Genomic DNA, 21217 nt, shown 5'->3' on the forward strand with positions numbered 1-21217 from the left:
CGGTCTTCGCGCAAGCGGCTCATCCCATGGCTAGCACCCGCACCCTATTCAAAGCCCTGACCCGCCGTGGTCCGCACAAGGTTCTGCGCGGCGACCTGGCCTTCGCGGGGGTGACCGGCGTCGTCTACACACCGGATTCGGGCTTCAATCTGCCTGCGGTGGCGTTTGGCCACGACTGGCTGACCGGTACGGACAAGTATCGAGGGACCCTCGAACACCTCGCGTCCTGGGGAATCGTCGCCGCCGCCCCGGACACCGAGAAGGGGTTGATCCCGTCACACCTGAATCTGGCCGCCGACTTGGCCACAACACTCGAGATCGTGACTCGGGTGCGCCTCGGCGACGGCAAGATCAGCGTGCATCCCACCAAGCTGGCACTCGCCGGCCACGGCCTGGGTGCCTCCGCAGCGGTCTTCGCGGCGACCCGGACCCCGGCCCTGGTGGACAAGAAAAATCGGCCGGTAGGCGCCAAGGCCGTGGTCACCCTGTTTCCCAGCGCGACGCAGCCGCCGGTGGAGAACAGCGCCGCCGGCTTGACCGTCCCCGGGCTCGTGGTGACGAGCACCGAGGACGCGCAGTCGTTGCGATCCAATGCCGTGGCTCTCGCGCACGCCTGGCCGGGCGGCGAGCTGCGGTGCATCGCGAAGGCGAAATCCGGCGGCCTTCCCGAACACAGCTGGGTCCGTCGATTCGTCGGTCTCGGCGGATCCCACCGCGCCACCCAACGCAACACCCGGGCCCTGCTGACCGGCTACCTGCTGTTCCAGCTGACAGGCGACAAACGCTACCGAGATTTCGCGGACACCGCCGCCGAGCTGCCGAACACCTCGCTGCCCGCGGCCGCCGAGCTGGAGATCAGCGACCTCGACCGTATGCAATCGCTGCTGAAGTAACTCAGCGCCGCCACTGCTGCCAGCGGTAGACGTCGTCCTCGTCGAAATCGGATTCGGTCAGGTAGATCTGCGTGGGCATGCGAAATTCGTTGGCGGACTTCACCGTCGTCGCGGCCACCTGTTCCTCGGGCACTGACTCCCCGTGCACCGCGTCCGCCTCGTCACGCAACTGATCAAGTGTGCTCTCGAAGTCCGCGACGATGCCCGCCAGCGCATCGGTGATGTCGATCATCGTCCGGCCTTGGGCAATTCGTCCGCGGCGATCTCGCAGGGCGTCTCCCCCGCGTCGGCCTTCGCGGCCCGGGGTTGTGCCGACGGGTTGTCGGGTCCGACCGACGGCAAGGGGGACGCCTGCTGCTGCTCGGCGTGCTGGGCCGGCGCCGGCTGCTGAGCCTGGACAGGATGCGGGGCCACCGGAGCCGTGGAACCCACGGACTGCGCCGCTGGCATCCCACCGGCGGCGGGCGGAACCGCGCCGGGCGGTGTGGCACCAAACGGCGCACCCGGGGTGGTCTGACCGGGAGTACTGGGCGGTGTGGCCTCTAGCCCGCCGGCACCCGCGAGCTGAACTCCCGGTGCCGGCTTGCCGTCCGTCGCGAAGGTGCCCCCGGCATCGGCACGCGCCTCGTGAATGGCAGCATCCTTGGCCGCCGCCATCTTGGCGTCCGGATCCTTCTTGTCGGCCTTGTCGGCGCCCCCATCCTTGCCCTCGTCCTTCTTGTCGGCGGCTTCGTCGGCCGTACCGTCGAGCTTGTCCCCGGGATTGCCGTCGTGTCCCCCCATCTGGTCGAACGGGATGTTGGAGAGGCCTTCGGTGATCGCGCTGACGATTCCGCTTGCCGCCTGACCAATGGAGCTCAGCGCACCCGTCAGGGCACCGGTGACACCGCTGACCATTTGGCTCGGGTCCATGCCCTGCTGGCCCTGACCCTGACCGGCGCCCTGCTGTTGGCCGGCGTTGGACATTTGACCACCCTGATTGCCCATCGCGGACGCCGGTGTGGCCGTGCCCTGCATGCCGCCACTTGCGGTACCGCTGGCTGCTCCGCCACCTCCATCGGAGCCCCCACCAGTGCCCTGGTCGTTGGTGACGCGTTTTTTGACTTTGTCCTTGTCCTTGGGCGGAGTCGAATCGTCGGTGGAGTCCGCCTCCGGGCCAAACACACCGGGCGGCAACGTGAATCCAGGAGGCAGCTTCGACTTCAGCCCATTGATCAAGGTGTCGTAGGCTCCGCCGCCGGCCCGCCACGCATTCTTGAGAGCGGGCAGCAGCTGACCCTCGACGTTATTCTTGACGTGCGGACCGATCATGGTCGCATTGGTCTCATCGGCTTTCGACTTATCGCCCGTGCCGGTCTTGTAGGTCGCGACGGCGCTGTCGAAATGCGCGCGATCGGTCACCAGCCCGTCGACCATGGTCGAGGCCTGCTTCTTCAGATCGACGATGTTCCACAAGGCGTTCCGCAGCCCGTCCAGACCCGTGGACACCTTCCCGAATTCGTCGGTGACCGAATCGGCAGTCGAATTGTGGTTCTTCAGAAAGTCATTCGCGGCCTCAGAGCCCTTGCCTTCCCACAAGCCGACCAGCTGCTGCAGCTGTCCGTGCTGACGTTCGGCGGCGGCCTTCATAGTTGCTGCCGCGCTCTTGAACAGCTCAAGGTCCGCACCGAGCTTGTTCAAATCCATGCCGGCATCCATGTCGTACCAATCGAACAGCTGGCGCTCGTTGGCAGTGAGATCAGGGTTCGTGATCGTGACAGGAGACTTGCCGTTGCCCCGGATCGCGGCGGTGACGTAGTTCTGCGAGTTCGCAATTGCCGACAGTCCCTCGCCGCGCAGCGCCTCGATATCCCATTTGCTAGCCATAGACGCGGCTCACCTTTTCCGCGGTCTTGGCCTCTTGCTCGGCATACCGTTGCGCGGTCGCACGAAGCTGCTCGGCGATCGCGGTGTTGGTGCGATGCCAGTCCTCAAGATGGGTCACTACTTCACGCAGTCCACTCCTGACGTCGTCTCCTTTGGCGGTGTGCCACCGCCCGGCCGATGCCCCGCCAAAGGACAAACCGCGCAGCTGCTCAATTGCTTTTTGCAGCTCACCAGCTATGTTGTCGAACTCTCCGGCGACCCCCTGGACACCAGCGACGTCGATCCTGGTTTTTCCCATACTGACTACGACGGGTGCCTACCGATTCCGGTTCCATCTTTTTTCACCGATCTGTGGCTCACAGCATCTTCCCGTTCAACCGCTTGGTCGGGTAGGGTCGCCGCATGCGCATTGGAACCACGCTGAGCTACGCCGGCGGATTCACCGAAGTGGTCGACGAACTCGCTGAACTGGAGAAAGTCGGCCTGGATATCGCATTCGTCGCCGAGGCTTACTCATACGACGCCGCGAGTCAGCTCGGATATCTCGCTGCCAAGACATCCACCGTAAAGCTCGCGTCGGGCATCTTCCAGCTGTACACCCGCACCCCCACCCTGCTGGCCATGACGGCCGCCGGTCTGGACTACGTCTCCAACGGCCGGTTCGTTCTCGGTATCGGCGCCTCGGGACCCCAGGTGATCGAGGGATTCCACGGCGTGAAGTACGACGCACCGCTCGGCCGCACCCGCGAGACCGTCGAGATCTGCCGCAAGGTGTGGCGCCGCGAGCGCCTCGAGTTCGAGGGCAAGTACTTCACGGTGCCGCTTCCCCCGGAGCAGGGCACCGGTCTTGGCAAGGCACTCAAGCTCATCAACCACCCGGTGCGCGACCGCATCCCAGTTCTCATCGCCGCGCTCGGTCCCAAGAACGTGGCGCTCACCGCCGAGATCGCCGAGGGCTGGCAGCCCATCTTCTTCCTGCCCGAGAAGGCCAATGACGTGTGGGGCGCAGCCCTGGCCGAGGGCAAGGCCAAGCGGGACCCGTCCTTGGGTGAGCTCGAGGTGTACGCCGGGCCCGCGCTCGCGATCGGCGACGACGTCGAGGCGCTGTACGGATTCGTGAAGCCGAGCCTCGCGCTGTACATCGGCGGCATGGGCGCCAAGGGCAAGAACTTCTATCACAATCTCGCGACCGCCTACGGGTTCGGCAAGGAAGCAGACACCATCCAGGAGCTCTACCTGGCAGGCAAGAAGGCCGAAGCCACCGACGCGGTGCCCGACGAGCTGGTGAGGAACATTTCCCTCATCGGGCCGAAGAGCTTTGTCGCCGAACGGGTTGCCGCCTTCAAGGAAGCCGGGGTGACAACTCTCAACGTGGCCCCGCTCGCGGCCGACGCAGCAGGGCGGATCAAGCATGTCGAGGCGCTGCGCGAGCTGCTCTGATTCGCGCGCCGTTCGCCTAGCGTTCGGCGTGCGTTCGCCCATCACGTCGAAGGTGGTGGGATGACAGTCATCCCGCGTCGCACGGTGCTGCGTGCCGCCCTGCTGGGGCTCGCGGTTGCCCCGGCGGCCGCGTGCGGACCCGCATTGGCGACAACGCGGCCGAGGCTGACGCACGGAGTCGCCAGCGGATTCCCCCACACCGACGGCGCGGTGATCTGGGCGCGCTCGGATCGGCCCGCCACCATGATTGTCGAAACGGCTGCCACCGAACGCTTTACGGGTGTGCAACGTTTCACCGGCCCGGCCCTCACCCCGGAAACGGACGGAACCGGCCGGCTGCGCCTGACTGGTCTTCCCGCGGACGCCGAGGTGCACTACCGGGTGACGCTCGACTCGGAAGGAACGCTGAGCGAGCCGCTCACGGGCGTCTTCCGGACCGCACCGACGTCGGCACGAAATGTGCGGCTGATCTGGTCCGGCGACGTCGCGGGACAGGGATTCGGTATCAATCCCGATATCGGCGGAATGAGGGTCTTCCGCACGATGGCCGAGCGGAATCCACAGTTCTTCATTCACAGCGGCGACACGGTGTACGCGGATGGGCCGATCCCGGAGACACTGACCCTGCCCGGCGGGCGGATCTGGCGAAACGAGGTATCCGAGGCGAAAAGCGCTGTCGCGCAGACCCTCGACCAGTATCGCGGCCAGCACGCATACAACCTCACCGATGCCAACTACCGGTACTTCAACGCGCACGTGCCGCAGCTTGTGCAATGGGACGACCACGAGGTGATCAACAACTGGTACCCGGGCGAGGTTCTCGACAACGACAAGTACACCGAGAAACGTGTCGACGTACTCGCCCAGCGTGGCCACCGGGCATTCCACGAGTGGCAACCGCTCGAACCCCGCGAAGCGGTGGATGGCCGCGTATACCAAAGGGTTTCGTACGGACCGCTGCTGGACGTGTTCATTCTCGACATGCGGAGCTACAAAGACCCCAACTCGCCCAACCGGCAGCAACACGGCGCCATCCTGGGTGACCGTCAGACCGCATGGCTCATCGACGCCATGGCCTCATCGAAGGCCGTATGGAAAATCGTTGCCAACGACCTGCCCCTGGGGCTGGTGGTACCCGACGGCAAGACCGACTTCGAGGCCGTCGCCAACGGCGACAACGGTCCACCGCTCGGACGGGAAACCGAACTGGCGCACATTCTCTCGCAGCTCAAGGCGCGCCAGGTGCGCAACGTGGTGTGGCTGACGGCCGATGTGCACTACACCGCGGCGCACGAATACTCGCCGGCGCGAGCGGCCTTCGCAGATTTCGACCCGTTCTGGGAATTTGTCTCGGGTCCACTCAACGCGGGCGCCGGGAAGGAGGCCGTCCTTGACGGAACCTTCGGTCCACGAGCCGATTTCGTCCACGCAGCCCCGGCCGATCAGCAGTCACCACTGGACGGCTATCAACACTTCGGGCAGATCGACATCGACGGCGGCAGTGGCGATCTGACCGTCACCCTGTGCGACGCGGTGGGCTCGGCGCTGTACACACGCACCCTGGCACGCGTCTAGACCGCGCCGACCACCTGAGCCACCCGCTCGGCGAGGCGCTGCGCGGTCGACTGTTCGTCCGCCTCCACCATGACGCGGACCAGCTGTTCGGTCCCCGAGGGGCGCAAAAGAATTCGGCCATTGCCGGCAAGCTCGGATTCCACCGCGGCGACGGCGGCAAGCACCTCGGGCGCCTGCGCCACGGTGTGCTTGTCCGAGACAGGCACATTGATGAGCGTTTGCGGCAGGGTGCGCATAGCGGATGCGAGCTCGGCCAATGACTTACCCGTTTGCGCCATGCGCGACATGAGTCGCAAGCCCGTGACGATACCGTCGCCGGTGGTGGCCAGGGACGGCAGCACGATGTGGCCGGATTGTTCACCGCCCAGGGCGAATTGGCCAGCGCGCAGCTCCTCCAGCACATACCTGTCGCCAACCCCTGTCACCTTGACGTCAATGCCCGCGGCGCGCATGGCGATGTGCAGCCCCTGATTGCTCATCACCGTGGTGACCAAGGTGTTGTCGGTCAGCTCGCCGGCTTCGGCCATCGCCGCGGCAAGCACGACCATGATGGCGTCACCGTCAATCGCGTTCCCGTCGGCATCCACGGCGAGGCATCGATCGGCGTCGCCGTCGTGCGCGAGCCCGAGGTGCGCACCGTGGGCGCGGACCGCTGCCTGCAGCGGGCCGAGATGTGTTGACCCACAGCCGTCATTGATATTGAGCCCGTCGGGGTCGGCATTGATGTCGATGACGTGCGCACCCGCCGCCCGATAGGCCAGCGGTGCCGCATCGGAGGCCGCGCCGTGCGCGCAGTCGACCACCACGGTGACCCCGTCCAGCGGGTGGGTGCCGGCGTTCTCGACATGGTGTAGGTACCGATCGAGAGCGTCCGCGGCATCACGTACCCGGCCGATTCCCGCGCCGGTCGGACGTACCGCAGGAGCCTCAAGCTGCGCCTCGATGGCGTCTTCGGCGTCGTCGTCGAGCTTGTGACCGCCGGCGCCGAAGATCTTGATCCCGTTGTCCGGCATGGGGTTATGCGAGGCAGAGATCATGACACCAAACGCCGCGCCGTACGCGCCCGTCAGGTAGGCCACCGCCGGAGTGGGAAGCACCCCGACCCGAAGCACGTCCACACCTTCTGCCGCGATACCCGCGACAACCGCCGCCTCCAGCATCTCACCGCTGGCGCGCGGATCGCGGCCCACGACCGCGGTGGCCTGCCCCTTCGTCAACGACCGCGCCGCAGCAGACCCCAGTGAGATCGCTAGCTCGGCCGTGAGGTCTGCATTCGCGACACCGCGAACGCCGTCCGTACCGAAGAGTGAGCCCATGCACTAAACCTTCCATAACCGGTCATCCAACCGGCCCAATAAACGCGATTGCGCCGACACACAGGTTGTGTGCCGGCGCAATACGCGGACGAACAGGATCGATCAGCGCTTCGAGTACTGAGGCGCCTTACGGGCCTTCTTGAGGCCGTACTTCTTACGCTCGATCGCACGCGGATCACGAGTCAGGAAGCCGGCCTTCTTCAGCACCGGACGGTCCTCGGGCTCCACGATGATGAGCGCACGGGCGATGGCCAGGCGCAGCGCGCCGGCCTGACCCGAGGGGCCACCACCGGTCAGGTGGGCGAAGATGTCCACACTGTCGACGCGGTTCACCGAGACCAGCGGGGCCTTGATGAGCTGCTGGTGCACCTTGTTGGGGAAGTACTCCTCCAGGCTGCGGCCATCCAGGTGGAACTTGCCGGTGCCGGGAACGAGGCGGACGCGAACGACGGCTTCCTTGCGGCGGCCGACGGTCTGGATGGGCTTGTCGATGACGACGGGCCCACGAGGAGCGGCCTTGACGACCTCCGTCTCCTCGACCACGACCTCGACGACCGCCTGGTCAGCGGTGTCGGTGTTCGCAGCGTCCTCTGCGGGGGTCTGCTCTTCGGCGATATCGGTCACTGAGCCACCTGCTTAATCTCGAACGGGATCGGCTGCTGTGCGGCGTGCGGGTGCTCGGCACCGGCGTACACCTTCAGCTTGCGCTCGATCTGACGGCCGAGCTTGTTCTTGGGCAGCATGCCGATGATTGCCTTCTCCACCGTGCGGGTGGGGAACTTCTCCAGCTGCTCGCCCATGCTGCGCTTGCGCAGACCGCCCGGGAAACCCGAGTGACGGTAGGCGAACTTGTCGGTGAGCTTCTTGCCGCTGAGGGCAATCTTCTCCGCGTTGATGATGACGACGAAGTCGCCACCATCGGCATGGGGGGCGTAGGTCGGCTTGTGCTTGCCGCGCAGCAGAGTGGCTGCTTGAACGGCAAGACGGCCGAGCACTACATCCGTGGCGTCGATGACATACCAGCTCGTGGTGATGTCACCCGCCTTCGGCGTGTAGGTAGGCACAATCTTTCCTTGTCTACTCGGGTGGATCCCCGGACGGTTTCATCCGTTCGGAGGGACTGGTCACGGCGCGCGGTGGAGGTTGATCTCGGCGACCAGTGGTGACCCGAGCCTCGTGTGCATGACATACCGCACGCCAACGGGGAAGCTTACCGGGACACGTCGCCGCAGGTCAAAACGCGGTCGAGCGCCGCGACACCGGCGCATACGTCAGCCACCCCAAAAATAAACCGCGGGGCCTTGGTGGCTCTCCTCCACCAAGGCCCCGCAGGGTCTACTTCCTAACCCAAGGTTAGCCGTGCCAGCGGCCCGCGTTGGACTTGTCGGTCTGGTGCATGTCCGAGTTGGCCTGATCCACAACGGAATTCAGCTGGCTCTGGATCTGATGAACCGTGTCCGCCTGCTGGTGCCAATTCTTCTGAACCTCTTGGTACGCACCTGCGTCGTCACCCAAGTTATGAGCCAACGGTGCGACATCATGCTGAAGATCAGCAAGGGTCTGCGAGTAATTGTTGGCGATACTCTTCAGTTGGTCGACCAAGGCGTTGATCTGAGCGTGGTCATATGTAATTACGTCACTCACTGCAATTTCCTCCCATTACCTTCGTGGATGTACTGGCGCTTAGTTCGCGATGCCGCCGATGGACTGCTGCTGGTTGGCAATTTCCTCCTCGACATGCTTCCGGTTGCCTTGCATCACTTCGCCAATCATCGCGAGCGACTGATTGGTCTTGCGCATCTCTTCATGCAGCCGAGCTACTGCCTGGTCGAAGGACTGCCTTGCGCCGCCCTGCCAGACGGAGTGAGGCACGCTCTCGCACTCATTCTGAAGCCGCGTTGTCAGCGTCGAAAGTTCATCATGCCGACCATTGATATCCGACTCGGCCTTGATGATCGCCCCGAGATCCTGCTCCATTGTCATTCGATAACCTCCCTGTTCTCCCCAGGCCCGGCCAGTCACGGGTGTGACGTCCGGTTTCTGGCCGGTTTTGTCCTTACAACTACATACGATGGCCCTACCGTCAGATCGGTTCCATCTTTTTTAAAGTTTTTTTCAGCAATCTTGCTAGCTACTGGACTTTACCGCATGAGCAGTCCGAATTGCTAGTTCACAGGCCTGTTGAACATCAACATAGCTACCTTTCTCAGACTGGCAGCCAACGCCTATCCGCAGGTCTCCGTCCAGAAGTACGGTCCACGCTATGTCATGACCCTCCCGAACCTCGGTGTAGGTGACCGCCGGACGGTCCATCTTCCTGTCCTCGGCGGTGAAATCGGTGAATGATCCCGGCGGCTCCTTCTCCATGGCAGCGCGCAACGTCTCGGCCGTCGCCGCCAGCGTCTCCGTCGGCTTCACCCGCACCTGGGTCACGTGCACTATCGCCTCGGGATTCTCCGGTGATATCACCTCAACCCGGGCCGACCCGGCGCCACCGGCAGGTATCCGTCGCACCGCCCACTCGGCGGGCACCATGAGTTGCACACGCCCCTCCACCAGCAACGAGGTCGCAATCGTGGGCGCCACCGGCTGCTGCGATGGGTCGGCCCGCCGCTCCCGCGTGGACGCCACGGTCAGCACCACACCCGTCACCACAATCGCCGCAGCCAGACCCATCGCAGCAGCCGGCCACCACCTCGAAAGCCGTGGGGCCGATCGTGCGGGCGCCGCGGGCGTCCATTCGGACACTCTGGCCACGGCGGGCTCGTCAACAGCCTGGTCGATAAACGCCGAACCGCGCGGCGCTTGGCGCATATCGCGGAACACCGAATCGGCGGTCACCTGCGAAACCCCGGGAGTCAGGCCGATCCGATCGATCGCGTCGACAATCGCCTCGCCCAAATCCTTGTCGGCGGAATCGACGAGAATCGCGGCGACGCCGGGTCGCTCATCCCGGACCACCTGCTCGACAGCGCGCCCCACCGCACGCGCAACCTCGGCGGCGCTTCTGGTCTCCCAAGACCGGTCTTCGAGATGACGAACCGTCGACGCCGGCTCACCGTCCGAACCGTGCCCCACCACGATGACCGCGACCTCGTTCGCCGATACCTCCACCACCACCAACGAACGGCCGGACAAATCGGTGCGCACACCGCGCTCGGCCAGCGCAAAGGCCCGCGACCGCACCGTCAACGTCGCCGCCATCATCCGCGCGGCACTCGACAACAAGGTGCGCCGTCCCGGGCCCCACGCCGTCGGGTGGATCAGCACCATCGAATCGAGACGGACCGGCGCATTCCGATCGGTAAGCAGCGACTCGAACAACGCTGCCCACAAGGCGCGGGAGGGGACCACCCGACCAGGCAGCAGGGCCATGTCGTCATCGAGTGCGGCCACCGCCGATCGGACATCGGAGCGCCCGGCCTCTCGAACACCGCCCTCGGTTCGCGCCCGGACGGCGGTTTCGGTCACTTCGATCGCTACCCGCGTCCCAGTCTGCGGGTCGCGATCGAGAGTCACTGCGGATCGCTCCACGCGACTTGAACCAGCTGCTGACCACCCGAACGCATGACCAGCGTGCCCCGGCCCGGCGGCTGCTCACTCGGCCGAACCGTGCCCAGCAGCACGCCCTCGTCCTTGTTACCGCTCATCTGCAGGCCGATGCAGGAGAGATCCTTCATGCGCGCCATCATCGGCTCGAACATCGCCCGGGAAGCACCACTGGTGCGCCGCGCGATGACGACGTGCAGGCCGATGTCCTTCGAGTGTGGCAGATATTCGGCCAACGGCAGCAACGGGTTTCCGCTGGCCAGCGCCACCAGGTCGTAGTCGTCGACCAAGATGTAGATCTCGGGACCGGACCACCAGGACCTGTCCCGCAACTCCTGTTGTGTCACATCGGGTCCCGGCATACGCGACTTGAGCAACTCGATCAGCGCCGGTACCTCATCGACCAAGGTGTTGCTCGACATCGCGTACTTGGCAAGGTGTTCGGTCTCGACGACACCGAGCAAGGTGCGGCGGTAGTCGACGATGAACAGTTGCACCTGCTGCGGGGTGGTGGTGCGGACGATCTCGCGGCACATGGTGCGCAAGAGACCGGTCTTACCGCACTCGCTGTCGCCGAAGATCATCATGTGCGGCTGCTCGCCGAACTCCAGGAACATGGGAGCCAGCTCGGACTCGTTGATACCCACGAGGATCCGCAGGTTGGGCTGATCGTTTTGCGGCGCCTGCGGAACCAGCGCGGCGTAATCGATCTTGTGCGGCAGCATGCGCACCTGCGGAGCTTCCGCCGAGCTGCGCTGCCGCATGCTCGCGGCGGCAGCGCCGATGGCATCACCGAGGTCTTGATTCGACGAGACGCTGTCGACACGCGGCAGCCCGATGAGCATGTGCCGGCGGTCGCGGGTGATACCGCGGCCCGGCCTGCCATCCGGAACAAGCTGTGCCAGCTTGCGGTCGAAGTCCGAGTCCAGTGGATCACCGAGACGAAGCTCGACACGCGTGCCGATCTGGTCCTTCAGGGCCGGGCGGATTTCCGCCCAGCGCGATGCCGTCACGACCGTGTGCACACCGAAACCGAGCCCCTGGGCCGCGAGCGCGGTGACCTGCGGCTCGAGAGCCTCGAACTCCTGACGGACGGTGGACCAACCGTCGATGATGAAGAACACGTCACCGAACGGATCGCTGGCGAGCTGGGGATCACCGGCGCCCTTACGTCGCCGGTACTCCGCCATCGAGTCGATACCGTAAGCGCGGAAGGCGTTCTCGCGAGATCTGACGATCGTCAACATCTCGGCGAACGTGCGGCGAATCAGATCCGATTCCAATCGGCTGGCCACCGAACCGACATGCGGTAGTTGGGCCAGCGAGGTCAACGTGCCACCACCGAAGTCCAGGCAGTAGAACTGCACCTGGGCCGGGCTATGGGTAATGGCCAGAGACGTCACCAAGGTGCGCACGGCCATCGACTTACCGGACTGCGGCGCACCGACGATGGCGACATTGCCCGCGGCAGCGGACAAATCGACGATGTAGGGGTCACGCCGTTGCTCGTACGGACGGTCCACGATGCCGATCGGGACAGTCAAACTGCCCACCGCGTCGAAACCGGCGCGGCCATGACGAGGGATCAGATCGCCGAGAGTGGGCGAATCGTCCAACGGCGGCAGCCACACCTCGTGTGCCGGATTACCGTGTCCCTCAACGCGATCGAGGATGGTGTCGATGACAGACCGTCCGGTGGCTTCGGACACGGCCGGCGAATCGTCCTCGACCACTTCCGTGGGACGCATCTGCAGTGCCACCGGCGCCGCGGTGAAGAGGCGCGGCGCCGCACCCCCGCCGCCCGAGGACACGGCCCGGCGCGTCGGGCCGTACGGCACATACGCGCCAGACACGTAAGAGGTTTGGAATCGCGTCAACTCGCCCGAGTCGTCTTTGAGATAGCAGGAACCGGGAGTGTTGGGCAGATGATAAGCATCCGGCACGCCGATCGCGGCACGGGATTCGTTCGCAGAGAAAGTCTTCAAGCAGAGCCGATAAGACAGGTGCGATTCCAGTCCGCGCAGACGACCCTCATCCAGACGCTGCGAAGCGAGCAACAGGTGAACATGTAGCGACCGGCCCAGACGTCCGATCGCCACGAACAGCTCCGCAAAATCCGGGTGCTGGCTCAGCAATTCGGAGAACTCGTCGACGATGATGAAGAGTGCGGGCAAGGGGGCGAGGGACGCTCCGGCGGCGCGAGCGCGCTCGTATTCGGTGACATTGGCGAAGTTGCCCGCGGCACGCAACAGCTCCTGGCGCCGGTTCATCTCACCGGCGAGCGCGTCCTTCATGCGGGACACCAGGTTTGCCTCTTCGGCGAGGTTGGTGATGATGGCCGCGACGTGCTGCGCTCGGTCCAGACCGAGGAACGTCGCGCCACCCTTGAAGTCGACGAGCACGAGGTTGAGCGCATCCGGCGAATGGGTCGCGATCATGCCGAGCGTCAATGTGCGCAGGAACTCCGACTTGCCCGAACCGGTCGCACCGATGCAGAGCCCATGCGGCCCCATGCCGTTCTCGGCGGCTTCCTTGATATCCAGTTCCATCGGGGTGCCGTCGACCGCGATGCCAATCGGAACCCGCAGCCGGTCACGACCAACTCTGTTGCGCCACACCACTTCCGGATTGAGCAGCCCAGGATCGCCGATGCCCACGATGTCGGACCAGCGCGTGCTGACCTCGGTTTGGATCTGAACCTCGTCGCCGCTGCCGGTCAGCACCCGGTAGGGCGCCAGTCGGCGCGCACACGCCATCGCCTCGGTGATGGTGAGGTGATCGGGGTGGGCGAAGACCTCGGACCCGACGTTTCCCTTAGCGCCCAGCCCGCGTTCGGTCAGCTCCAGTTGCATACCACGGCGGGCGGCGAGTGGATCGACCCTGGTGCCGATCTCGACGAGGGTCACCGAGTCGATGCCGTGGTCGACGATGAGGCGTTCGGAACCGATCAGCGTGCCGCTGTCCACGACGATGAGAATCTGTGGCCGATCGGGCGAGGGCTGCGCGGTCCGGGAGAACCGTTCACGCTCGGTAATCAGCGATGCCAGCGACTCCTCCACCTCACCGAGTGAGTGGTAGACCAGGCGCGATGAGCCGACGCCGTCGAAGGCACTCGGATGCTGGGAATGCGGAAGCCATTTGAGCCAGTCCCAGTGCGGTGCCGCGTGCCGGTTGACCACTGCCGCGACCAGGAATTGATCGGGGCCGTGGAACATCGCGAGCTGGCAGATCATGGCGCGCAACATGCCTCGTGCCACCTCTGGTGAACCGTCGATGGTGACGGCCGCAAAACCCCTCAGGTTCAACGCGATCGGCAGCTCCGGAACCAGCGAATGGGTTCGAACGAATCGGCGCAGCGCGACGGAGGCGACCGGCTCCAGCTCCTCGACCGGCCCGATCTCGGGTGCCACCAGTTGCGCGGCGAGTCGCTGATCGCCAGTTCCCACGCGCACATGGCAGTAGTCACTGTCGCCGGGACGCCGCTCCCACATGCGGCGGCCGCCGGCCAACGTCCAGAGCGCAGCGGGATCCGGGTTGTTCCATAGCAGGGCCTTGCGCTGAGCGCCACCGGTGTCGGTGACGTTCTTACGCACCACTTCGAGGTACCGCAGGTAATCCTTGCGGTCCTCGTTGATTTCGCTGGTCTTGGCGCCCTTGCCCCCGCTGTTGGACACCATGCTGACCATCGAGACCATCATCATGATCGGAAAAAGCATGAACATCGGGCTGCGCATCATGCCGCCGCCCGCGCCACCGCCGAAGCTCCCCGAAGTGACGAAGAAGGCGATCATGCCGACCATTGCCACCACCATGACCAGCGGCATGATCTTGGCGATGATCGGTGACGGCACCGGCCGTGGAATCTCCGGTGGCGGCTGCACATTGACCTCGCCGCCCGGCACGCGCGGCACGGCAAGCCGAGGCCGCCGAATAAAGATTGTGGTGTTCACTCGGTGCTCACCCCTGGCCCTCCGGTTCCCCCGCGTCGCATCTCGTGGCAATCTACCGAGTCCACGCTACCGCCCAGCCCACGGCGGGCTACAGGATAGGGCCGTTATATCCGGTGCCGCAACGAATTCGCCCATAAGATGGCCGCTACCGCTGGTCATCGGGTTGACGCCCGCCCGGATGCACCGAACCGCTGGCGGCGTTCAGTCGCGTTCGGCTAGTGTGCATGCGCAAAGATCAATGATCGTGGGGGCAGGCAGGGGGCACAGCATGACACATGCGCAGTCGGGCGCCGAGCAACGTTCGGCGGTTCTCGAACTGTGCCGCGTTTCCATTCAGGCTGAGCGCACTCAGGTAGACCTGGCGCTGCCGACGAGTGTTCCGCTGGCTCTTTTGGTCGGCTCGGTCGTCGACATCATCAACCAGCATGTCGGTGTCCCGGAGCTGACCAGCCCCGAAGACGCTGTGGAAACGCATTGGCGTTTGTCCCGGCCTGGTCAGCCACCACTGCAGATGTCCAGCACCCTGGGGGAACTGGAGGTCCGCGACGGCGATCAGCTGATTCTCACCCGGTCCGATGTCGCGGCGCCGGACCCGCTGTTCGACGACGTGTTCCTCGCGGTGTCGACATTCCGTACGGTGTCGGCTCATCCGTGGAGCCGGAACGCCGCCCGGATTCTCGGCGCGACGGTGTGCGGGCTATCTGCCGTGCTGGGCGCTACCGCGCTGTTGCGCGCCGGCGCCACCAACCCCGGCCTACTCCTGCCCATCATCGCGGTGGCAATCGCGTTGGTGGCGATGACAGCCGCGGTGTTCGCGAACAGGGTTTACGACGATTCACTCGCCTCGGTGATGCTGAGTCATTGCGCCGTCGGCTTTTCGGCGGTGGCGGGCGCGCTTTTCGTGCCCGGAAAGTACGGCGCTCCACACGCGATGTTGGCGCTCATGGTGGCGATGGTCGTGTCCATTCTTGCCATGCGCGCGACCGGCACCGGCACGACCTCACTGGTCGCCGTCGCCTCGGCATCATTTCTCGGGTTCGCGGCGGCCTTGGGCTACGTGCTGTTCGAGCCTCCGATTTACAGCCTGGGAGCCGTACTCGGCTCGGTGGGAATCTGTGCGGTAGCGCTTTCGCCGCGAGTGGCGATGGTTCTCGCCCGGCTCCCCCTGCCCCCGGTGCCCACCCAGGGCGCACCATCTCGTCCTGAACATTCCACGGCGCCAATCGAAGCCATCGAAGGTCTGGACGGACTCGATACCGAGGGCGACGACGTAGAGGACGCCACGGCGCTGCCGCCTCTCCCCGACCTTCGTGAGAAGGCCCTGCGAGCGCATGCCGTGCTGACCGGATTGGTGTGCGGAACATCCGCTGTCACCGCCGTGGGCGCCATGCTTGCGGCGCTGACCTTCTCCGGGGCGGGCGCTCATCATCCCACCGGTGCGCACCGGTTCAGTGGTGTGGTGCTGGCCGGATTGATCGCGCTCGCGATGATGCTTCGCGCGCGTTCGCATGCCGACTTGGCGCAGACGGTGGCCATCAACCTGGGCGGCATCGCCATTCCGGTGGCGGCATTCGCGTTCGTCGCGGTCGCATATCCGGCGGGCGCGGTCTTCACCACCGTGTTGACGGCCATTGCGGCCGGATCTGCCATCGCGCTGGGCTTCCTGGTGTCGGCACGCAAGTACTCACCCGTTGCGCGTCGTACCGTGGAGATCATCGAATACATTGCGCTATCTCTCATCGTTCCGGTGGCCGTCTGGGTGTGTGGCGTGTACAGCGCCGTGCGGGGATTGAACCTGCCATGAGCCTCGGCGTGGCCCGCCGTATCGCCACCGCTGGAGCCGTTGCGATGCTGGCGATGTCGTCACAGCTGGCGACAGGTTCGATGCACATGCTGGCGACGGCACACGCCTTCGCCCCGCTGCCGGTCGACCCGAGCATGCTGCCCGGCCCGCGTCCCCCCGCCCCGATCGAGCCCACCGAGCAGAAGGAACTGTGCCGTTTCCCGGGCATCGATCCCAAGCGCGACCTCAACAAGGTCCCCACGCAACAACGCGGACTCGACCTGCCGCTGGTCTGGCAGCTCTCGCGCGGGGCCGGTCAGACGGTCGCCGTGATCGACACCGGTGTGGCCCGCAGTCCCCGGCTACCACCCGTGATCCCCGGCGGTGACTACGTCTTCGAGGGCGGCAACGGCACTCAGGACTGTGATGCCCACGGCACCATCGTCGCCGGAATCATCGCGGCAGCACCGGATCCCACCGGAGCAAGCGCATTCAGCGGAATCGCCCCGGACGTCAGCCTCATCAGCATTCGTCAGTCCAGCGCCAAGTTCGCGGTGAAGAACAAGGGCGGCAGCGATCGCGACGATCCCTCCAAGATCAGTGGCGTCGGAAACGTGGACACCCTGGCCATGGCGGTGCGCACCGCGGCAGACCTCGGCGCGACCGTCATCAACATTTCCGAGGTGGCATGCGCCTCGGCCAAACAATTCCTGGACGATCGGCCGCTGGGCGCCGCACTGCAATACGCCGTGGACGTCAAGAACGTCGTCGTCGTGGTCGCCGCCGGAAACGTCGGCGACGGGCAGTGCAAGAGCCAGAATCCCCCGCCCGATCCGGCACGCCCCAACACCCCGGACTGGGACTCCGTCCTGGAGACCGTGAGTCCGGCGTGGTACAACGACCTCGTCCTCACGGTGGGTTCGATAGGCCCGGACGGGCAGCCCTCCAAGTTCAGCCTCGGTGGCCCCTGGGTGGACGTCTCCGCTCCCGGCGAGGACATCGTCTCCCTGGATCCCAACCGCGACGCGCTGACCAACGCCTACATGGGCGACCAGGGGCCAGTCCCCATTCAGGGCACCAGCTTCTCCGCGCCGGTGGTCAGTGGCGTTGTCGCGCTGGTGCGTTCACGATTTCCTCAGCTGAGTGCGCGCGAGGTGATGGATCGCATCAAGAACACGGCGCACCGCCCACCCGGCGGCTGGGATCCATATCTGGGCTTCGGCGTGGTGGACGCGCTCGCGGCGGTAAGCGATGACCTGGGCACCACCAGCGACCTCTCGCGGGCCAACGCGGCCAAGAAGCTGGTGCTACCACCCGCTCCGGCACCGCCCGACCCCCGCCCGCGACGCGTCGCACTCATCGGAATAGCGGTCTGCGCAGCATTTCTCGCTGCCGCCCTGGCGATGTTGGCACCGGTTCGCCGGCTCCGGCAGAGCCGGGAAAACCCAGAGGAGTAGCGCGACAGTCGGGACCGGCGGTGAGGCCGTTTAGGACGGCGCCTGGGTGGCCGATGTCGACGGGTTGATCGCCAGACCGGTCTTGTCGGGCGGCATGCCGTCATGCACGACGAGTGCGTCTTCCTTACTCAACCGCGGACCCGGGGGCAGCAGCCCGACGATGGGCCACGGTGCGGGGACCGGTTCAACGGTGAGCCCCAAGGCCTTCGCGGCCTCCAGGCTCCCGATACCAAAGCGCACACCGGTGTCGAGGACGAGGTAGAGCGACTCGGCGCGCCCGGTATCCCCGCCCAGGCCGGTCGAGCGGACGAAGGCGCTGTGAGCGGGCGGAATGTACGCCGTGTCGACGTTGGGGCCTTCCTTGTCGGCCTGCGCCAACACCACCGGCACCTGGTCGGTCTTCAACGGCAGCGAGCTACCCATCAAAAGCTTGGTGGAGGCGTGCTCCTGGGTCTTCTCTTGACCCGGCTTCCAGCTGCTGCACAACACCGACTTCTCCGGGACGTCCACGATCTTCCCGGCGCGATCCGGAAATGTCTGCACCGCAAGCAGATTGAGGCTGGGGTGGCCCGCGATAACATCGGGCGCGACGGACAGGATGTCCTGTGCGCCCTGCGAGTCGGAGAACCTGATGAGATCCGCGGTGACCTCGTTGATGCGTTGCACCCCGCCCGCGAGTACCACGTAGTACTCGGCGGAATCCGCGCGGCTCATCTTGATGACCGACCCCACCCGAACACCCGCGGTCGTGATGGGCGACGGCGCCCCGGCGTCCGGGATGGGCGGCGGAGCGATGGCCGGCACCTCGGGAATCGCGTTCAGCACGTTCATCGAAATCGGCCTGGGCGTCACGCCTTCCAGGCGCAGCGCGCGGGTCACGGCGGGGTTGGTCAGGTCAACCGCCGCGCGCTTTCCGTCGTAGAGCAGGTACATCTGACTGTTCACGGTCACCAGGGCGTACCGGTCCTTCGGCATCTCCTGGTTGCCGTTCTCCAGGGTCACCTTGCCGGCGATGACGGTGGTGGTGACGGTGGAGCTCGGCGGAGGCGTCGCGACGTCACACACCGTCCAGATGGTGTCGTCACCCGACAAGGCCCCCGGAATCGATGCCGGCGCACCCGGAATCCCGACCAGCGGGCCGCGGCGCGCCTTGGCAAGCTCCGAATCCTTGACCGGCTTGGGATTCTCGTTGTTGCCGGAGATCAACCGTGCGGAGGCCAGGTTGAGCGCGGGATGAAGTGTGTCCTGGATCCGGACGTAGACGGCTCCGGTGTCCTTGCCCATCACGATGGGCTGATCACCCAACGGCATGTTCGGCCGAAAGAAGGCCAAGATCGCGCAACCCGCAACCATGACGGTGGCCAGCACGATGCCGACCACGAGTGAGCTCGACTGCGACCGCATCGGGTCGTGGATCATTCGGACGTCGCGGCGAACCAGTGCATGCTCCATGCGCCGCACCAGGAACCGGTACCCACTGACTTGCAGCCGGGTTGTCGGTTGTCGCGCCATCGTCCCCCCTCCAGGAAATACTGCGAAAATCGAATCTACGACCTGAGCGATGCCTCTAGGCCGGCCCCAAAATCTTGTTAGATCCTACGTACCGGCCACACGGCCATGCAGCCTATTGCAATACTGGGCAACCACGATAGGTTGCGGGTGGTGGCCCGGGTGGCGGCCAAAGTGACCGAACGGGTCGTGCGGCGATATCCACCGCTGTTATGGCGGAACAGAAGGGGGAATGGTGACCTCGAGCGGGGCGGCTCCGGAGCAGGTACGCCGGGCGACGATGCCGATCCAGATCATGGTGATCTCGCAGTTGCTGGTGCTCGCCGCGGTCCTGGTTTCATTGCTGTTCGGCTGGCCGTGGTGGGCTGCTCTGTTGATCGCCATCGTGTCACTGGCACTCGTCCTCGGCCGATGGGGCGGCCAGACCGTCAGGCATTGGGCAGTTACCGGGTTCAAGTACCTGACGGGCCGCACCTACCGAAGCTCGGGCAGCATCGCCGACACCACCCCCAGCAGCCAGGACAGCTGGACCGGGACCCGTTGGGAAAACGGCAAACTCATCACCGTCCTGGAAATCAGTGCCACCCAGCGCCACCCCTCGGTCATCACCCCGGATCACTGCGCCACCGACTCTTTGGTGCCGCTGCGCGTGCTGCGCGAGTGCATGCATCAAAACGACATCGAACTCGAAAGCATCGATGTCATCAGCAACGGCCAGCGCACCGCCCAAGGCACGGTCTTGCGGGGTGGATACGACCGGCTGGTAGGCCCGCTGCCGGCCGTCGCCATCCGCACCGTCTGGGTGGTGCTGCGGTTCGACCCCGGCGTGAACGTCGACGCGGTATTCCGCCGCGGGGGCGGCCGTCGCGGCGCGGAGAGATGCGCTGTCATCGCCACGGCACGCGTCCGGCGCGCTCTGGCCACGGCCCATTGCGCCAGCACCATCTTGCAGGCCGGCCAGATTCACCGCATCAGCGCCGAGATGCTCCGCCAGTACGCGGGCGCGCCCATGCACGAGGAGTGGAGCGGGCTCATGCTCATCGACTCCTACAACGTGGCCATGGGAATCGACCCGTGGTACATCACCGATGCGACCCTGACCGGATTGTGGGCCCGTCCGACGCTGGAAACCAGCGTGACGGTTCGGCTACGCCCCGCCACCAAGGGCCGCACCTCGGTGGGCGCGCTGGTGCGGTGGGCCACCGACGAACAGATGCCGGTGCGCCGCTCTACCGGAATGACTTCGCTCAACGGCAGCCAGCGTGACGCGTTCTTCGCCGGACTTCCGGTGGGCGCCATCGGGTTGGAGTACCTGACCCGCAGCATCGAGATGAGCAACGAGGAACTCGACGGCATCCATCTGCCGACATCGGGCTGCGGTCAGCTGATCGGATCCGATATGTCAGGCCGCGCCATCGCGGCGCGGCTGTCTGGACAGGGCGTACATACCGTGGTGGTGCGCGCCGAGTTGTACGTCTGCCAGCAGGTGGTACTCCGAGCGGTCGCGATCGGAGCACTCGTCGTCGTCTACACCGACCGTCCGCACATGTGGGATGTCATGGTGACCTCGATCGGCGATGCCAATCGCATCCAATTCGCCAGTGGCCCAGGATTTATCGATCCCCGATGCAGCCTGGCAGTGGTAGACGGCATGCAGCCGACCGCGTTGCCCAGCAACTGCACCGCACTGCACATCATCAGCAGCGAGTACGACGCACTTCCGGCACGGCCCGATGTCATCATCGACCAGCCCAACGGATACGGCGATCACATTCTGCTGACCGCGGGCTCCGAGACCATCCAGGTCCGCCTCGTCACGGTGAGCGATGAGCTCGCCTATCTGGGCCGGCCGATACAGGCCTTCGCGCAGTAGCGTTTT

General features: G+C 65.4%; 17 protein-coding genes. 6 read left to right on the top strand and 11 right to left on the bottom strand.

The annotated features are described in order from the left end of the window. The first annotated feature begins 26 nt into the window (after positions 1 to 26). Positions 27 to 893, top strand: coding sequence for a dienelactone hydrolase family protein (locus B4393_RS04160; protein ID WP_078333327.1), 867 nt, complete (start codon positions 27 to 29; stop codon positions 891 to 893). 1 nt (position 894) lies between these two features. Here the strand turns inward: B4393_RS04160 and B4393_RS04165 are convergent, their stop codons facing one another. From B4393_RS04165 to B4393_RS04175, 3 genes are read right to left on the bottom strand one after another with little or no spacing between them, the layout of a single operon-like run. After that, the gene (locus tag B4393_RS04165) at positions 895 to 1125 is read right to left on the bottom strand and encodes a hypothetical protein (protein ID WP_078333081.1); all 231 of its coding nucleotides are present in this window, start codon (positions 1123 to 1125) and stop codon (positions 895 to 897) included. Next, a complete protein-coding gene (locus tag B4393_RS04170) occupies positions 1122 to 2759 on the bottom strand; it encodes a hypothetical protein (protein ID WP_078333082.1) in 1638 nt (545 codons plus the stop codon). Before B4393_RS04170 ends, B4393_RS04165 begins: the two co-directional genes overlap by 4 nt. Beyond that, positions 2752 to 3057 (bottom strand): WXG100 family type VII secretion target, encoded by a 306-nt coding sequence (locus B4393_RS04175; protein ID WP_078333083.1) that lies wholly within the window; start codon positions 3055 to 3057, stop codon positions 2752 to 2754. Before B4393_RS04175 ends, B4393_RS04170 begins: the two co-directional genes overlap by 8 nt. Before the next feature lie 104 nt (positions 3058 to 3161). Here B4393_RS04175 and B4393_RS04180 point away from each other — a divergent pair, with 104 nt between their 5' ends. Together B4393_RS04180 and B4393_RS04185 are read left to right on the top strand one after the other, a co-directional pair. Beyond that, positions 3162 to 4199 carry an LLM class F420-dependent oxidoreductase gene (locus B4393_RS04180; protein ID WP_078333084.1) on the top strand — a complete coding sequence of 346 codons (1038 nt, stop codon included), beginning with the start codon at positions 3162 to 3164 and terminating at the stop codon, positions 4197 to 4199. Positions 4200 to 4259: 60 nt separating this feature from the next. Beyond that, positions 4260 to 5774, top strand: a complete 1515-nt coding sequence (locus B4393_RS04185; protein ID WP_078333085.1) for an alkaline phosphatase D family protein — start codon at positions 4260 to 4262, stop codon at positions 5772 to 5774. Here the strand turns inward: B4393_RS04185 and glmM are convergent. The 7 genes from glmM to eccCa all read right to left on the bottom strand — a co-directional run bounded on the left by glmM (position 5771) and on the right by eccCa (position 14589). After that, complete coding sequence (glmM, locus tag B4393_RS04190) at positions 5771 to 7090, bottom strand: phosphoglucosamine mutase (RefSeq protein WP_078333086.1); 1320 nt, start codon at positions 7088 to 7090, stop codon at positions 5771 to 5773. The two genes, B4393_RS04185 and glmM, sit on opposite strands and share 4 nt — an antisense overlap. A gap of 102 nt (positions 7091 to 7192) precedes the next feature. Then, complete coding sequence (gene rpsI / locus B4393_RS04195) at positions 7193 to 7714, bottom strand: 30S ribosomal protein S9 (RefSeq protein ID WP_078280276.1); 522 nt, start codon at positions 7712 to 7714, stop codon at positions 7193 to 7195. Continuing rightward, positions 7711 to 8154 (bottom strand): 50S ribosomal protein L13, encoded by a 444-nt coding sequence (rplM, locus tag B4393_RS04200; protein WP_070938577.1) that lies wholly within the window; start codon positions 8152 to 8154, stop codon positions 7711 to 7713. The genes rpsI and rplM overlap by 4 nt, the downstream gene beginning before the upstream one ends. Before the next feature lie 289 nt (positions 8155 to 8443). After that, positions 8444 to 8734, bottom strand: a complete 291-nt coding sequence (locus B4393_RS04205) for a WXG100 family type VII secretion target (RefSeq protein WP_236737575.1) — start codon at positions 8732 to 8734, stop codon at positions 8444 to 8446. Between the two features lie 39 nt (positions 8735 to 8773). Further along, on the bottom strand, positions 8774 to 9073 hold the full coding sequence (locus B4393_RS04210; protein ID WP_078333087.1) for a WXG100 family type VII secretion target: 300 nt from the start codon (positions 9071 to 9073) through the stop codon (positions 8774 to 8776). 144 nt (positions 9074 to 9217) lie between these two features. Next, positions 9218 to 10609: a type VII secretion-associated protein gene (locus tag B4393_RS04215; RefSeq protein ID WP_078333088.1), complete on the bottom strand. Its 1392-nt coding sequence runs from the start codon at positions 10607 to 10609 to the stop codon at positions 9218 to 9220. Next, positions 10606 to 14589, bottom strand: a complete 3984-nt coding sequence (gene eccCa / locus B4393_RS04220; protein ID WP_078333089.1) for a type VII secretion protein EccCa — start codon at positions 14587 to 14589, stop codon at positions 10606 to 10608. Before eccCa ends, B4393_RS04215 begins: the two co-directional genes overlap by 4 nt. A gap of 268 nt (positions 14590 to 14857) precedes the next feature. On the opposite strand from eccCa, the gene eccD reads away from it, so the two are divergent. Both eccD and mycP read left to right on the top strand, forming a co-directional pair. Then, the gene (gene eccD, locus B4393_RS04225; protein ID WP_078333090.1) at positions 14858 to 16393 is read left to right on the top strand and encodes a type VII secretion integral membrane protein EccD; all 1536 of its coding nucleotides are present in this window, start codon (positions 14858 to 14860) and stop codon (positions 16391 to 16393) included. Then, positions 16390 to 17829 carry a type VII secretion-associated serine protease mycosin gene (mycP, locus tag B4393_RS04230; protein WP_078333091.1) on the top strand — a complete coding sequence of 480 codons (1440 nt, stop codon included), beginning with the start codon at positions 16390 to 16392 and terminating at the stop codon, positions 17827 to 17829. Before eccD ends, mycP begins: the two co-directional genes overlap by 4 nt. Positions 17830 to 17859: 30 nt before the next feature. On the opposite strand, the gene eccB is transcribed toward mycP, so the two are convergent. After that, positions 17860 to 19341 (bottom strand): type VII secretion protein EccB, encoded by a 1482-nt coding sequence (gene eccB / locus B4393_RS04235; RefSeq protein ID WP_078333092.1) that lies wholly within the window; start codon positions 19339 to 19341, stop codon positions 17860 to 17862. Positions 19342 to 19573: 232 nt separating this feature from the next. Between eccB and eccE the strand changes: the two genes are divergently transcribed. Next, entirely contained in the window at positions 19574 to 21211 is a 1638-nt protein-coding gene (eccE, locus tag B4393_RS04240) for a type VII secretion protein EccE (RefSeq protein ID WP_078333328.1), read from the top strand. Positions 21212 to 21217: the final 6 nt, after the last annotated feature.

The organism is Mycobacteroides franklinii, assembly GCF_002013895.1.
In the GTDB taxonomy this organism is placed as follows: Bacteria; Actinomycetota; Actinomycetes; order Mycobacteriales; family Mycobacteriaceae; genus Mycobacterium; species Mycobacterium franklinii.